Raw genomic sequence first — 14,482 nt, forward strand, 5'->3', positions numbered from 1 at the left:
ACGTCCAGGAAACGAATTCGGTGTGCAGCTCCCAGCGCAGGCGAAACGCGCCGAGGTCGCAGCGCAGATGGGTGGTGCTGTCGTCGGGCGGAGACTGGTGGTGGTCGCGCAGCAGACGCGCCACATGGCTGCGGCTGGCTTCACGCTGGGCCGCATCGGCCCACATCACGACCTGCGTGATGGCCAGCGGCGCGGCCATCACTTCGGCGGGACGCGCATGGATTTCATTGTGCAGCAGCACCCGCTGGGGGTGCTGCGCCGGAGGAGTCGGAGCAAGCATGGGAACCTTGTGATGCCAGCCTCCATTGTGGCCTGTACAGCCGCGGCGAGCGCCCAGCTCGGCATGGGACACAGCGGCAAACAGGCAAAAAAAACGGCACCCCAAGGTGCCGTTTCTGTTGACATGCCCTGGTGCCAGGGCCTGCAGCTTTGTCAGTCTTCGACGAAGGCTTCTTCGCGGCGGTTCTTCACCGCAGGCAGCAGCACGATGATCAGCAGGATCACGGCCAGCACCAGGAAGCTGGCGGAGATCGGACGCGTCACGAACACGCTCCAGTCGCCACGCGACAGCAGCAGCGCACGGCGCAGGTTTTCTTCCATCATCGGGCCCAGGATGAAGCCCAGCAGCAGCGGTGCGGGTTCTGTGCCCAGCTTGTGGAACACGTAGCCGACAAAACCAAAGATGCCCACCATCCACACGTCGAACTCGCTGTTCTTCGTGCCGTACACACCGATCGCGCAGAACAGCACGATGGCGGGGAACAGCCAGCGGTAAGGCACCGTCAGCAGCTTGATCCAGATGCCGATCAGCGGCAGGTTCAAGATGATCAGCATCAGGTTGCCCAGCCACATCGAGGCAATCAGGCCCCAGAACAGTTCGGGGTTGCTGGTCATCACCTGGGGACCAGGCTGGATGTTGTGGATCGTCATCGCGCCCACCATCAGCGCCATCACGGCGTTCGGGGGGATGCCCAGCGTCAGCAGGGGAATGAACGAAGTCTGCGAACCGGCGTTGTTGGCCGACTCGGGAGCACACACACCGCGGATATTGCCTTGACCGAAAGGAACTTCGCCCGGCTTGAGCTTGGTCTTCTTTTCAATGGTGTAGGCAGCAAAGGCCGACAGCATGGCGCCGCCACCGGGCAGGATGCCCAGGCAGGAGCCCAGGGCCGTACCGCGCAGCATGGCTGGAAACATGCGCCTGAAGTCTTCCGCGGTAGGCATCAGACCCGTCACCTTGGCGGTGAACACTTCGCGGTCGTCTTCGGGCTTGGACAGGTTGGCAATGATTTCGCCGTAGCCAAACACACCCATGGCGATCACGACGAAGTCGATGCCGTCGGTCAGTTCGGGGATGTCGAAGCTGTAGCGGGCAACGCCGGAGTTCACGTCGGTACCGACCATGCCGAACAGCAGGCCCAGCACGATCATGGCAATGGCCTTGAGCAGCGAACCCGAAGCCAGCACCACGGCGCCGATCAGGCCCAGGGTCATCAGCGAGAAATATTCAGCAGGGCCGAACTTGAACGCGACTTCGGTCAGCGGAGGAGCGAACGCAGCCAGAATGATGGTGCCCACGCAACCGGCGAAGAACGAACCGATGCCGGCAGCCGCCAGCGCGGGTCCCGCCCGGCCCTTGCGCGCCATCTGGTAGCCGTCAATCACGGTCACCACCGACGAGGACTCGCCCGGCAGGTTCACCAAAATCGCGGTGGTCGAGCCACCGTACTGCGCGCCGTAGTAAATACCGGCCAGCATGATCAGCGCCGCCACGGGAGGCAGGGCGTAGGTTGCGGGCAGCAGCATGGCGATGGTCGCCACGGGGCCGATGCCCGGCAAGATGCCGATGAGGGTACCCAACAAACAGCCGATGAAGCAGTAAATCAGGTTTTGGAAGGTAAAGGCAACGCCGAAGCCGAGTGCCAGGTTGTCAAAAAGTTCCACGAACGATGCTCCCTTAACCCGTGATGAAGCTAGGCCACACGGGGAACTGCAAATTCAGCGCCCAGACGAAAGCCCCATAGCTACCCACAGCCAGGCAGGTCGCCAGAATGGCAACTTCCTTGGTGTTGAAGGAGTAGCCGCCCAGGCTGGCGATGAACACCAGGCCGTAGATCGCGACGATCAGGCCGAACTGGGGAATACCCAGTGCAGGAACACCGACCAGCAAAATGCCGAACGCGAAGTTGGCAGCCAGGATGAAGAAGACTTGCTTCCACGCCCACTTGCCGATCTTGTCGCCATCAGCGGTTTCAACGATCAGGCCCTTGGCGCCGATGGCGATACCGAGAATCGACATCAACACGCCCAGGATCAGCGGGAAATACCCGGGACCCATGCGCGCACCCGTGCCGATGTTGTAGTCAATGGCACCAATCGCGAAAGCGAGACCGATGACCAAAAACATCAACCCGGCAAAAAAGTCTTTTTGACTCTTGATTTTCACAAAAATGTCTCCTAGACGGAAATCACGATGACGCGATTGTGGGGCCAGAGAACTTGTGTCTGAATGTGGATTCCACCTACAAAGGCCATTCAATGCGGCCTGCTTGCTGCGGCTTGCAATCGGGCTGCAGCCCGCATGCAGACTGGATTTGCGCGATGTCGGCAAAGCCCGCAGGCGCAGTCCCCAAGGGTTTGTACCGAGGGGTGCCTCAGCCCAGCAGCGGCGTGGCGCCAATGACTTCGGGCAGGGTGGTCAGGCCTTCGGCCACGCGCAGCGCGCCCGCCAGGCGCAGCGGGCGCATTCCGTCGGCCACGGCCTGGCGGCGCAGACCGTCCATCGACGGGTTGGCATGGATCAGATCCTTGAGCGCCTCGCTCACGGTGAGCAGTTCGTACAGGCCGGTGCGGCCCTTGAAGCCCGTCATGCGGCACTCGGTGCAGCCCACGGGCTGGTAGGGGCGGTAGCCGCCATTGAGCTTCCAGGGCTTGACCGCCTCGGCCAGATCGTCGCGCGCCGACGCCTCGTCGGCCTGCTTGCACAGCGGGCACAGCGTGCGCACCAGCCGCTGGGCCAGCACGCCCAGCAAGGTGGCATTGATCAGATAGGACGGCACGCCCAGCTCCATCAGCCGGCTCACCGCGCTGGGCGCGTCGTTGGTGTGCAGCGTGGAGAACACCAGATGGCCGGTGAGCGCGGCCTGCACCGCCATCTCGGCCGTGGCCAGATCGCGGATCTCGCCGACCATGATGATGTCCGGGTCCTGGCGCATCAGCGCGCGCAGTCCTTCGGTGAAACCGAAGTCCAGCTGGGTCTGGACCTGGGTCTGGTTGAAGCTGGGCTCTATCATTTCAATCGGGTCCTCGACCGTGCTGACGTTGACCTCTTCGGTCGCGATGCGCTTGAGCGTCGCGTACAGCGTGGTGGTCTTGCCCGATCCCGTGGGGCCGGTCACGAGAATGATGCCGTGCGGGCTGCGCATGAGCGATTCCCAGCGCTGGGCATCGTGCGGCGCAAAGCCCAGGCCGGCGAGATCCTTGACCGCGTTGTCCGGGTCGAAGATGCGCATCACCATCTTTTCGCCAAACGCCGTGGGCAGCGTGGACAGGCGCATTTCCACCTCGACGCCGCGCGGATTGCGGGTCTTGATGCGACCGTCCTGGGGGCGGCGCTTTTCCACCACGTCCATGCGGCCCAGCAGCTTGACGCGCGCCACCATGGCATTGAGCACGCCCATGGGCAGGTGGTAGACCGGGTGCAGCACGCCGTCGATGCGAAAGCGGATCACGCCCTGCTCGCGCCGCGGCTCGAGGTGGATGTCGCTGGCGCGCTGGTCAAATGCGTACTGCCACAGCCAGTCGACGACGCGCACCACGCCCTGGTCGTTGGCGTCAAGCTGCTTGTTGGCGTTGCCCAGCTCCACCAGCTGCTCGAAGCTCGCGCTGCTGGCCGCGCCGCCGCTTTTCTGCGCGGCGCGCACCGACTTGGCGAGCGCGAAGAATTCCGCGGTGAGGCGCTTGATGTCGAGCGGGTTCGACATGACGCGGCGCACCTTGCGCCGCGCCTGGCGCTCGACTTCGGCGACCCAGTCGTCGATCAGCGGCTCGGAGGTGGCGACCACCACTTCGTCGGGCGTGACCTGCACCGGCAGCACCTTGTGGCGCTCGGCATAGCTCGCGCTCATGGTCTCGGCGACGCGGCCCGCATCGACGCGCAGCGGGTCTATGCGCAGATAAGGCAGGCCGCAGCGCTGGGCCACGTATTGCGTCAGCGCCTCGACATCGAACGCCGGCGCGCCATCGGCGCGTTCCATGGCCACATGGGCCAGTCGCACCAGCGGATGCAGGCTGCTTTCGGCCTGGGAGCAGCGCACGATGGTGCGCTCGGCTTCAGCGGGCGTGATGACGCCGTCGGCCTGCAGCCAGCGCACGATGGCGCGCCACTGCAGCGGCCCGGGTTCGAGCCGTTGCGCGACCACGCGCGCGGAATCAGGCGAAGGTGTCAACCTGCGAACCCAGCGTGCTCACCGCCTGGCTGCGGCGCTCGCTGTCCTTTTCTTCGGTCTTGGTCTCGGGCTGCTGGGCCTGGGCTTTTTGCAGCTGCGCCTGCTGCTGGGCGCGCTGCAGGGCTTCGATCTGGGCCTGCACGGCCATGATCTGGGCCTGCAGCAGCTTCTGCTTTTCTTCCTTGACTTTCACGTCCCCTTCGGACGTTGCGACCTCCTTGAGGTCCTTTTGCAAGGATTGGATCTGCTTTTGCAATTGCGCGATCTGGCTGGCCGTGGCGCGCGAGCTGCCGGCCGACGAGGACGAAGAGGTGGTGGAGCTGACTTGCATGGTTGCCATTGTGCCCCTGTTCAGCGCCCGCCCGCCACTGCCTTTCAGCGTTTTACGACCGGTTTGAAACCACGCGGCCACTTCGCCGCGGGCAGGTCCCAGCGCGACTGGATCATCTGCGCGCGCTCGTCGAGCACGGCGCGCGCCGGGCGCGAGGGCGTGCGCTGGGCCAGCACCACGGTATTGCCTTCGCGCGTGGGCTTGAACGCCCAGAGCGCGTCTTCGCCAAACGCTTGCGCCATCTTCGCCAGGCTTTTCTCGTAGCTCGACGAACGACCGAACAGGTTGACGGTCATGCAGCCGTCTTCGGTCAGCAGCGCGCGGCAGTCGGCGTAGAACTCGGCGCTGTCGAGCACGGGCGCGGCCGCGTCATGGTCGTAGAGATCGACGGCCAGCGCATCGACCTGGTCTTCCCAGCCGGGGCGGCGGATTTCTTCAGCGGCATCGGCCAGCACCACCTGCAGGCGCGGGCCGTTGGGCGGCAGCTTGAACCAGCTGTGGCACACGGCGATCACCTGCGGGTTGAGCTCGATGGCCGTGGTCTGCATGCGCAGCTTCTTGTGGCAGAACTTGGTGATCGCGCCCGCGCCCAGGCCCAGCTGCACGGCATAGCGCTTGGTCACGCTGGCCGGGTCGACGAACAGCAGCCAGGCCATCATGCGCTGCACGTATTCGAGTTCGAGCGCGAACGGCTCCTTGAGCCGCATCGAGCCCTGGATCCAGGGCGTGCCCAGGTGCAGATGGCGCACTTCGCCATCGTCCGAAACACTGACTTCGGGCAGCTCTACGCTGTCATTTTTCTTGTGGGTCGTCACGTTGTCACCAATCCAGCGGCGACCAGGGCTTCATGCCAGGCCGCGCGTTTACGTTCAAAACTCCAGCCCGCGTTCGCGGGACTGGTCGAAGGCAGCTTCAGCGCCTGCAGCGGCGCGCTGCCAGGCAGATGCAAGGCCGCCAGCGCCGCGTCCGCATGGCGAAAGCTCTCTGCGCCGTTGTGCGCGATCACGCGCAGCTGCGGGCAGTGCGCGCGCAGCGCGGCGAAATCATTGACCTGCGGGCGGCGTATGGCCGCGTCCAGGCTGCCCTCGCGCTCGCAGCTGTCGTACACGTCCCAGACGCCCAGGCCGCGTTCGAGCAGCCAGGCGCAGCGCCCCGCGTAGTCCTGCGCACCCGGCTGGGGATGCTGCGGCCACAAGGCCTGGAGCACGCGCCAGAACTGGTTTTGCGGATGGGCGTAGTACTGCTGCTGCGCGAGCGAAGCCACGCCCGGAAAGCTGCCCAGCACCAGCAGCTGCGTGCGCGGGCCGACCACGGGTGCCAGGCCCTGCAGGCGTGCGTCGTCCGCCGGCAGCACGGTGGCAGAGGGGGAAAGCGATCGCGCGGACAAAGTCATGTGGCAGCATTCTGGCCCGAAACCAGTGCTGCGCGCTGGTCAGGCGGTATTCAGCGCGGCCAGCCCCGGCAGCGCGGCGCAGGCATTGGCGCTGGTGGCCTCGGCCAGCGCTTCGACGGAAATACCGCGCAGCCCGGCCATCACTTCGGCGATGCGCGGCAGCTCGGCCGGGCTGTTGCGGCCCTGGGGCAGGCCCGCGGCGCGCTGCTCGGCCGTGGTGTAGACCCAGTGCGGCGGAATGTCGGGGGCATCGGTTTCGAGCACCAGCGCCGACAGCGGCAGCTCGGCCGCGAGCCGGCGCAGCTTGTGCGCGCGCTCGTAGGTCAGCGCGCCGCCAAAGCCCAGCTTGAAGCCCAGATCGATGAACACCTGCGCCTGCTGCGCGCTGCCGTTGAACGCATGGGCGATGCCGCCGCGCACCTTGGTGGCGCGCAGCTGCTGCAGCAGCCTGTCGCTCGACTGGCGCACATGCAGGATGACCGGCAGATCGAAGCGCCGCGCAAGGCCGATCTGCGCGCGGTAGATCTGCAGCTGCTTTTCGGCGTCGAGGCCGGGAACGAAGAAATCGAGGCCTATTTCGCCCACGGCCAGCAGCCGCGGATCGGCGCGGTGCGCGGCGAGTTCCAACGCGAGCAGATCGAGGTCGCCCTCGCCCGCCTGCGGCGTGTACAGCGGGTGAATGCCCAGCGCGTAGCTGTCGCCGCCCGCATGCGCGAGTTCGCGCACGGTGGCCCAGTTGCTGCGCTCGACCGCGGGAATCACGCAGTGGACCACGCCCGCGCTGCGACCCGCGGCGCGCACTTCGCTGCGGTCCGCGTCAAATTCAGGCGCGTCGAGGTGGCAGTGGGTGTCTATCCAGAAAGCCATCGCGGCGCGCCCTGGCTCAGCCCAGCTGACCTTGCACCAGACGCACCACGCGGTCGCACTTGGCGGCCAGCGATTCGTCGTGCGTGACCATCACGAAGGCCGTGCCCTTGTCGCGTGCCAGGCCCAGCATCAGCGCGAACACCGCGTCGGCCGTGCTGCGGTCGAGATTGCCCGTGGGTTCGTCGGCCAGCACGCAGGCCGGCTCGGTCACCAGCGCGCGCGCGATCGCCACGCGCTGGCGCTCTCCGCCCGACAGTTCGGAGGGACGGTGCTGGACGCGGTCCTGCAGGCCCACCAGGGTCAGGATCTGGCGCGCGCGTTCGCGGCATTCATCGACGGGCAGGCGGCGAATGCGCAGCGGCATGGCGACGTTGTCGAGCGCGCTGAATTCGGGCAGCAGATGGTGAAACTGATAGATGAAGCCCAGGTGCTGGTTGCGCAGCTTGCCCTGCTCCTGCGGCGACAGGTCGTTGAGCTCCTGGCCCTTGAGCCAGACGCTGCCTTCGCTCGGGGCGTCGAGGCCGCCGAGCAGGTGCAGCAACGTGCTCTTGCCCGAGCCCGAGGCGCCGACGATGGCCAGGGTCTCGCCCGCGGCCACCGACAGATCGACGCTGCGCAGCACCTGCACGTCGAGCCGGCCTTCGGTGAAACGCTTGCTGAGCGCGCGCGCCTGCAATACAACAGCTTGGGAATTATTCATAACGCAGCGCCTCCGCAGGGTTCACGCGGCTGGCACGCCAGCTGGGATAAATCGTCGCCACGAACGACAGGATCAGGGAAATGACGGCGATCGGCGCGATGTCGGAGCTTTGCGGCTCGCTGGGCATCTTGCTGATCAGATAAATGTCCTTGGGCAGGAAGCTGGCGTTGAACGCGTGCTCGATCGCGGGAACGATCACGTCGATGTTCATCGCTATGCCCAGGCCCAGCGCCAGGCCGGCGAGCGTGCCGATCACGCCGACCATTGCGCCCTGAACCATGAAGATGGTCATGATGCTTTGCGGGCTCGCGCCCAGCGTGCGCAAGATGGCGATGTCGGCGCGCTTGTCGGTGACGGTCATGACCAGCGTCGAGACCAGATTGAAGGCCGCGACGGCGACGATCAGCGTCAGGATGATGAACATCATGCGTTTCTCGAGCTGCACGGCCGAGAACCAGGTCTTGTTCTGCTGCGTCCAGTCGCGTATCAGCAGGTGGTCGGTCAGCGTGTCGGCGAGCTCGCGCGCCACCTGGGGCGCTTCGTGCAGATCCTTGATCTTCAGGCGCACGCCGGTCGGGCCTTCGAGGCGGAACAGGCGCTGCGCATCTTCGTGGTGCAGCATCACCAGCGCCGAGTCGTATTCGTAGTGGCCGGAATCGAAAGTGCCGGCGACCGTCATCTGCTTGAGGCGCGGCACCACGCCGGCCGGCGTGACCTGGCCGCCGGGAACGATCAGCGTGACCGCATCGCCCGTGCGCACGCCCAGCGAACGCGCCAGCTCCACGCCCAGCACCACGCGGAACTCGCCGGGAACGAGCTGCTTGATGGCGTCGGCATTGGCGGGCGCCAGATCGGTGACTTCGTGCTCCAGCGCGGGATCGATGCCGCGCACCAGCGTGCCTTTCATGTCTTCGCCGCGCGCGATCAGCGCCTGGGAAAACACGAACGGCGCGGCCCCCACCACGGCGGGGTTGCGCCTGGCTTCGGCCAGCGTGCGTTCCAGGCTGGGCAAGGCCGCGCCCTGGGGCGCGAAGATTTCTATGTGTGAAACGACGCCCAGCATGCGGTCGCGCACTTCCTTCTGGAAGCCGTTCATCACGCTGAGCACGATGATCAGCGCGGCGACGCCCAGCGCGATGCCCAGCATGGACACACCGGAGATAAAGGAGATGAAACCATTGCGGCGCGTTGCGCGTCCCGCACGGGTGTAACGCCAGCCCAAGGCCAGCTCATAAGGTATTTGCATGGTGGTCGCATTGTGGCATTGCCAGCGCATGTCCCTGGGAATGCGCAGGAGACCTCACCCGGCCGCAGAAACGCGCGCTGGCCGACAATAGCGGCCATGCGCCCGACCCCGTCTGCCTCCGAGCCCTCTTCCGCCCTCGCCCACACCATTGCCTTCGCCAGCGCGTCCGAAGGCGCGACCGCGCTGTGGCCCACGCTGCAGCTGCCGCATCTGCAGCAGCTGCTCCAGCATGCGGCGCTGGTGCGCAGCGACCTGGGCGAGGAAACCGATTTCTGCCCGCCGCACGAACGCGCCTGGGCGCGCGCGCTGCAACTGCCCGTCCCTGAAAGCGGCGTGCCCTGGGCCGCCTGGGAACAGCAGGCCGCCGACCCCGCGCCGCAGGCCCAGGCCTGGGCCTGGATGTCGCCCTGCCACTGGCGCATAGGCGCCGACACCGTGCACATGACCGACCCCGCGGAGCTGGGCCTGGACGAAGCGCAGTCGCGCGCGCTGCTGGAAATTCTCGCGCCCTGGTTCGCCGAAGACGGCATCGCGCTGCAATACCAGCGCCCCGACCGCTGGCTCGCCAGCGGCGCGCCGCTGGCCGGCCTGCGCACGGCCTCGCTGGACCGGGTGCTGGGCCGCGATGTGCGCCGCTGGCTGCCCGACGCGCAGACCGCGCGCACCATCAACCGCCTGCACAGCGAAGTGCAGATGCTGCTCTACACCCATGCGTTCAACGACCAGCGCGCGGCGCGCGGCCTGGCGCCCGTCAACGCATTCTGGCTGCATGGCGCGGGCCAACTGCAGGAATCCGTTGCCGTGCAGCCGCTGCCGGTCGATCCCGCGCTGACGGCGCTGCGCCAGGCCGCGCTGCAGGAAAACTGGCCTGCCTGGGGCCAGGCCTGGCAGGCGCTCGACGCCGGCCTGCTGCGCGAACTGCTGGCCGCCCATCTGCGCGGCGAGACGGTGGAGCTGACGCTCTGCGGCGAGCGCAATGCGCTGACCTGGCGGCCGCAGCGCGCCGGCGCTTGGCAAAAAGTCCAAAATATCTTCAAGCCAAAGGGCTTGCCCGATCTGCCCTCCATGCTATGAACATCATCGAACGCAACATTCCCGCCGCCATGCTGTCGGCCCTGCAGCAGGCGGGCATACACCCGCTGCTGGCCCAGCTCTATGCGGCGCGCGGCGTGCACTCGGCCGCCGAACTCGACGATGCGCTCAAGCACCTGCTGCCCCCTTCGGGCCTGATGGGAATCGACGCCGCGGCGCGGCTGCTGGCAGACGCCATCGCCAGCGACCGCCGGCTGTGCATCGTCGCCGACTATGACTGCGACGGCGCGACGGCCTGCGCGGTCGCGGTGCTGGGCCTGCGTCTACTGGGCGCGCGCCATGTCGACTATCTCGTGCCCGACCGCGTGGTCGACGGCTACGGCCTGACGGCATCGATCGCGCGGCGCGTCAAGGAACGCGGCGCCGACATGCTGATCACCGTCGACAACGGCATCAGCAGCGTCGAAGGCGTGGCCCAGGCGCGTGCGCTGGGCATGCAGGTGCTGGTCACCGACCACCATCTGCCCGGCCCCGCGCTGCCCGAGGCCGATGCGCTGGTCAACCCCAACCAGCCGGGCTGCACTTTCGAGAGCAAGTCCATGGCCGGCGTGGGCGTGATGTTCTATGTGCTGATGGCGCTGCGCGCCGAGCTGCGCGCGCGCAATGTTTTCGACCGCGACAGCCAGCCGCGGCTGGAGCCGCTGCTGCCGCTGGTCGCGCTGGGCACGGTCGCCGACGTGGTCAAGCTCGACGCCAACAACCGGCGCCTCGTGGCCCAGGGCCTCAAGCGCATTCGCATGGGCCAGATGCAGCCCGGTGTGGCCGCGCTGTTCGATGCCGCGGGCCGCAAGTCGCGCGTCGCCACCACGTTCGACTTCGGCTTTGCGCTGGGCCCGCGCATCAACGCCGCGGGCCGGCTGGCCGACATGACGCTGGGCATCGAATGCCTGCTGACCGAAGACCGCGGCCGCGCGACAGAGCTTGCGCAGACGCTGGACGCGATCAACCGCGAACGCCGCGTGATCGAAGGCGGAATGCGCGAGCAGGCCTTGCTGATGGTCGAAAGCCTGTTCGACGAAGGCGACGAAGCGCCGCCGGCGGTGAGCGTGTTCGACCCCGATTTCCACGAAGGCGTGGTCGGCATCGTCGCCTCGCGCATCAAGGACAAGCTGCACCGCCCCAGCTTTGTGTTCGCGGCCAGCGCCGCGCCCGGCCACGAGCATGAACTCAAGGGCTCGGGCCGCTCGATTCCGGGCTTTCATCTGCGCGACGCGCTCGACCTGGTGGCCAAGCGCCACCCGGGCGTGCTGCTGCGCTTTGGCGGCCATGCCATGGCCGCGGGCTGCACCATCGCCGAGGAACATTTCGAGGTCTTCGACCAGGCGCTGGCCCAGGTCGCCAAGGAATGGCTGGACGCGGCGACGCTCACGCGGCGCATAGAGACCGACGGCCCGCTCGCGCCCGAGTACTGCCATGCTGATCTGGTCGACAAGCTGCACCAGGAAGTCTGGGGCCAGGGCTTTGCCGCGCCCACGTTCAGCGAGGAAGTCGACGTGCTGTCGCAGCGCCTGGTCGGCGAAAAGCATTTGTCGCTCAAGCTGCGCCACCGCGGCCAGCCCGTCGACGGCATCTGGTTCGGCCACACCGACCCGCTGCCCGAGCGCGTGCTGATCGCATTCCGCCTCGACGTCAACGAATGGCGTGGCGAGCGCCGCGTGCAATTCCTGCTCGAAGGCGCGCAGACCAACGGCTGATACCGGGGGCAAGTACTATGGCCTGGCCGGTCCAATGCCAGGAAGCCCGGCCTACAATGGGTCCGTGACCACTTACCTCAACGCCGACCTGCACTGCCACTCCATCTTCTCGGACGGCACGCTGACTCCCGCCGAACTGGCAGCGCGTGCGCGCGCCAATGAAGTGGAGCTGTGGGCGCTGACCGACCATGACGAAATCGCCGGTCAGAAACAGGCGATGGCCGCGGCCCGGGCCGAAGGTCTGGCCTATCTCACGGGCGTAGAAATCTCGGTCACGTTCGCCAACGAAACCGTGCATATCGTGGGCCTGGGCTTCGATGCCGACAACGCGGCGCTCGAACAAGGGCTGGCGGAAACTCGCGGCGGCCGCGGCCCGCGCGCGCTCGAAATGGCGCGCCAGCTCGAACTCGCCGGCATTCCCGGCAGCTACGAAGGCGCGCTGCGCTACGTGGGCAACCCGGCGCTCATTTCGCGCACCCACTTCGCGCGCTTTCTGGTCGAGACCAAGGTCTGCCGCGACATGGGCGAAGTGTTCCGCAAATACCTGACCGAAGGCAAGCCCGGCTTCGCGCCGCACCGCTGGGCGCGACTGCAGGACGCCGTGCAATGGGTCACCGGCGCCGGCGGCGTGGCCGTCATCGCCCACCCCGCGCGCTACCGTTTCTCGGCCAACGAGGAATACGCGCTGTTTTCCGAATTCAAGACGCATGGCGGCCAGGGGGTCGAAGTCGTCACCGGCAGCCATTCGGCCGCCGAATACATTACCTATGCCTCGATGGCCAAGGAATTCGGCCTGGCCGCCTCGCGCGGCAGCGATTTCCACAGCCCGCTCGAATCGCGCACCGAACTCGGGGCCCTGCCCCTGCTGGCCGGTACGCTGACCCCTGTCTGGGAACTGCTGGCCGAGCGCATTCAGCAGCCCTGACCTTCCCTTTCCCTTGCCACGGAGCGCTTGCAAATGGCCCAGTACTTCGAAGCCCACCCCGACAACCCCCAACCGCGCCTGCTCAAGCAGGCCGCGACGCTGCTGCAAAAAGGCGGCGTGCTGGCCGTGCCCACCGATTCGAGCTATGCGCTGGTCTGCCACCTCGACGACCGCGACGCGGTGGAGCGCATTCGCCGCATCCGCCAGATCGACGAAAAACACCATCTGACGCTGCTTTGCCGCGACCTGTCCGAGCTCGCGAACTACGCCCAGGTCGACAACCGCCAGTACCGCCTGCTCAAGCTGGGTACGCCCGGCCCTTACACCTTCATCCTGGACGCGACCAAGGAAGTGCCGCGCCGCGTAAGCCATCCGCAGCGCAAGACCATAGGCCTGCGCGTGCCCGATCGCAAGGGTTTGCTGCTGCTGCTCGAACTGCATGGCGCGCCGCTGCTCGCGTCCACGTTCATTCCCCCGGGCGAGACCGAGCCGCTGAACGACCCGCAGGAAATCCGCGAACGCTTTGAAAAGCTGCTCGACGGCATCGTCGACGCCGGCGCCTGCCCGCAGGAGCCGACCACCGTGCTCGATCTCACGACCATGGCCAATGGCGGCGATGCCACGCTGGTGCGCCAGGGGCGGGGGGCGTTGGGGCCGTTGGGGCTTTGAAGGATGAACGGCCTGTACTAGAGTGCAGACCGTTCATGGTTCGACGAGCTCACCACGAACGGGTTTCAGCGTCCGCCCATTTTTTCCAGCCCCCGTTCACCCTGAGCTTGCCTCGCCGGCCGCGTCGAAGGGTGCCTTGACTCTAGTCAAGCCCCTCTTGGGACCTGCAACTCAATCCGCCAGCGCCAGCGCCGGCCGCATCGAAACAGCGCGGCTGAGCACCACCGGTGCGGCGCCATCATCGTCATCGAGCTTGAACGCCCCGACCGCGAGCTGCAGGTCGCGGGCGCGCTCCGACAGCGCCTGCGCCGCCTGGCCGGCCTGGCCTACCAGGCTCGCGTTTTCCTGGGTCGCGCCGTCCATGTGCGCCACGGCCAGATTGACCTGGGCAATGCCTTCGCTCTGCTCGTTGAGCGCCTGCGAGATTTCGCCCAGCAGGCCAGTGACCTGGCCCACCGCGCCGACGATTTCCTGCATGGTCTTGCCGGCCTGGCCCACGAGGCCGGAACCGCTTTGCACCTGGTCCACGCTGGCCGTAATCAGCGCCTTGACCTGCTTGGCGGCTTCGGCCGAGCGTCCGGCGAGGCTGCGCACTTCACTTGCGACCACGGCAAAGCCCCGGCCCTGATCGCCCGCGCGCGCGGCTTCGACGGCGGCGTTGAGCGCCAGGATATTGGTCTGGAAAGCGATGCCTTCGATCACCTGAATGATGTCGACAATCTTGCGCGAGCTGCCGCTGATCGCCTCCATGGTCTGCACCACCTGGCCGACGACAATGCCGCCGCGCTCGGCCGTGGCCGAGGCGCCCACAGCCAGGCCGCTGGCCGAATGCGCGCGGTCGGCGTTCTGGCGCACGGTGGCCGTGAGCTGTTCCATGCTGGCCGCGGTCTGCGTGAGCGCCGCCACCTGGTCATCGGTGCGGCGCGACAGGTCGACATTGCCGGCATCGATCTCCGAGGCCGACACGCAGATCGAATCGCTAGACTGCTGAATGCGCCCCACCAGCTCGGTGAGCGTGTCTTCCATGGTGCCCAGCGCGCCCAGCAGCCGGCCGAAATCGCCTTGCAAATCGGAACTGAACTCCTGACTCAGATCGCCGGCGGCGACGGTCTCGGCG

The 14,482-nt window shown here is 66.8% G+C and carries 15 protein-coding genes; 4 read left to right on the forward strand and 11 right to left on the reverse strand.

Annotated elements, in window-relative coordinates; all coding sequences use genetic code 11:
- The 10 genes from KHY18_RS25240 to KHY18_RS25285 form a co-directional block, all read right to left on the reverse strand.
- Positions 1-280 (reverse strand): DUF3422 family protein (locus KHY18_RS25240; protein ID WP_213306657.1); only part of this gene is annotated, 280 nt, incomplete at its 3' end.
- 152 nt (positions 281-432) lie between these two features.
- Positions 433-1,944, reverse strand: a complete 1,512-nt coding sequence (locus tag KHY18_RS25245) for a tripartite tricarboxylate transporter permease (RefSeq protein WP_213306660.1) — start codon at positions 1,942-1,944, stop codon at positions 433-435.
- A 13-nt stretch (positions 1,945-1,957) separates the two neighbouring features.
- A complete protein-coding gene (locus tag KHY18_RS25250) occupies positions 1,958-2,446 on the reverse strand; it encodes a tripartite tricarboxylate transporter TctB family protein (RefSeq protein ID WP_213306663.1) in 489 nt (162 codons plus the stop codon).
- A 208-nt stretch (positions 2,447-2,654) separates the two neighbouring features.
- Positions 2,655-4,448, reverse strand: a complete 1,794-nt coding sequence (gene tfpB / locus KHY18_RS25255; protein ID WP_213306666.1) for a type IV pilus assembly ATPase TfpB — start codon at positions 4,446-4,448, stop codon at positions 2,655-2,657.
- Positions 4,432-4,779, reverse strand: a complete 348-nt coding sequence (locus KHY18_RS25260) for a FlxA-like family protein (RefSeq protein WP_213306670.1) — start codon at positions 4,777-4,779, stop codon at positions 4,432-4,434. The genes tfpB and KHY18_RS25260 overlap by 17 nt, the downstream gene beginning before the upstream one ends.
- 44 nt (positions 4,780-4,823) lie before the next feature.
- Positions 4,824-5,594, reverse strand: coding sequence for a class I SAM-dependent methyltransferase (locus KHY18_RS25265; protein WP_213306673.1), 771 nt, complete (start codon positions 5,592-5,594; stop codon positions 4,824-4,826).
- Positions 5,591-6,172: a DNA-deoxyinosine glycosylase gene (locus KHY18_RS25270; RefSeq protein ID WP_213306675.1), complete on the reverse strand. Its 582-nt coding sequence runs from the start codon at positions 6,170-6,172 to the stop codon at positions 5,591-5,593. Before KHY18_RS25270 ends, KHY18_RS25265 begins: the two co-directional genes overlap by 4 nt.
- Before the next feature lie 39 nt (positions 6,173-6,211).
- Positions 6,212-7,039, reverse strand: a complete 828-nt coding sequence (locus KHY18_RS25275; protein ID WP_213306679.1) for a TatD family hydrolase — start codon at positions 7,037-7,039, stop codon at positions 6,212-6,214.
- 16 nt (positions 7,040-7,055) lie between these two features.
- Positions 7,056-7,739, reverse strand: coding sequence for a lipoprotein-releasing ABC transporter ATP-binding protein LolD (gene lolD / locus KHY18_RS25280; protein ID WP_213306682.1), 684 nt, complete (start codon positions 7,737-7,739; stop codon positions 7,056-7,058).
- Positions 7,732-8,985, reverse strand: coding sequence for a lipoprotein-releasing ABC transporter permease subunit (locus KHY18_RS25285; RefSeq protein ID WP_213306685.1), 1,254 nt, complete (start codon positions 8,983-8,985; stop codon positions 7,732-7,734). The genes lolD and KHY18_RS25285 overlap by 8 nt, the downstream gene beginning before the upstream one ends.
- A 96-nt stretch (positions 8,986-9,081) precedes the next feature.
- On the opposite strand from KHY18_RS25285, the gene KHY18_RS25290 reads away from it, so the two are divergent.
- The 4 genes from KHY18_RS25290 to KHY18_RS25305 all read left to right on the forward strand — a co-directional run bounded on the left by KHY18_RS25290 (position 9,082) and on the right by KHY18_RS25305 (position 13,365).
- The gene (locus tag KHY18_RS25290) at positions 9,082-10,059 is read left to right on the forward strand and encodes a phosphoglycerate mutase (RefSeq protein ID WP_213306688.1); all 978 of its coding nucleotides are present in this window, start codon (positions 9,082-9,084) and stop codon (positions 10,057-10,059) included.
- Entirely contained in the window at positions 10,056-11,771 is a 1,716-nt protein-coding gene (gene recJ / locus KHY18_RS25295; RefSeq protein WP_213306690.1) for a single-stranded-DNA-specific exonuclease RecJ, read from the forward strand. The genes KHY18_RS25290 and recJ overlap by 4 nt, the downstream gene beginning before the upstream one ends.
- Before the next feature lie 64 nt (positions 11,772-11,835).
- The gene (locus tag KHY18_RS25300; protein WP_213306693.1) at positions 11,836-12,696 is read left to right on the forward strand and encodes a 3',5'-nucleoside bisphosphate phosphatase; all 861 of its coding nucleotides are present in this window, start codon (positions 11,836-11,838) and stop codon (positions 12,694-12,696) included.
- Positions 12,697-12,729: 33 nt separating this feature from the next.
- A complete protein-coding gene (locus tag KHY18_RS25305; protein WP_213306696.1) occupies positions 12,730-13,365 on the forward strand; it encodes an L-threonylcarbamoyladenylate synthase in 636 nt (211 codons plus the stop codon).
- 171 nt (positions 13,366-13,536) lie between these two features.
- Here KHY18_RS25305 and KHY18_RS25310 read toward each other — a convergent pair.
- A partial coding sequence (locus KHY18_RS25310) for a methyl-accepting chemotaxis protein (RefSeq protein ID WP_213306698.1) occupies positions 13,537-14,482 on the reverse strand: 946 nt, incomplete at its 5' end.

The organism is Acidovorax sp. CCYZU-2555 (genome assembly GCF_018413525.1).
Taxonomy (GTDB): domain Bacteria; phylum Pseudomonadota; class Gammaproteobacteria; order Burkholderiales; family Burkholderiaceae_C; genus Comamonas.

Coding starts and splice junctions, on each gene's coding strand:
- KHY18_RS25275 (WP_213306679.1), bottom strand. CDS start 7,039: ATGGCTTTCTGGATAGACACCCACTGCCACCTCGACGCGCCTGAATTT.
- lolD (WP_213306682.1), bottom strand. CDS start 7,739: ATGAATAATTCCCAAGCTGTTGTATTGCAGGCGCGCGCGCTCAGCAAG.
- KHY18_RS25285 (WP_213306685.1), bottom strand. CDS start 8,985: ATGCAAATACCTTATGAGCTGGCCTTGGGCTGGCGTTACACCCGTGCG.
- KHY18_RS25270 (WP_213306675.1), bottom strand. CDS start 6,172: ATGACTTTGTCCGCGCGATCGCTTTCCCCCTCTGCCACCGTGCTGCCG.
- KHY18_RS25260 (WP_213306670.1), bottom strand. CDS start 4,779: ATGCAAGTCAGCTCCACCACCTCTTCGTCCTCGTCGGCCGGCAGCTCG.
- KHY18_RS25290 (WP_213306688.1), top strand. CDS start 9,082: ATGCGCCCGACCCCGTCTGCCTCCGAGCCCTCTTCCGCCCTCGCCCAC.
- KHY18_RS25305 (WP_213306696.1), top strand. CDS start 12,730: ATGGCCCAGTACTTCGAAGCCCACCCCGACAACCCCCAACCGCGCCTG.
- recJ (WP_213306690.1), top strand. CDS start 10,056: ATGAACATCATCGAACGCAACATTCCCGCCGCCATGCTGTCGGCCCTG.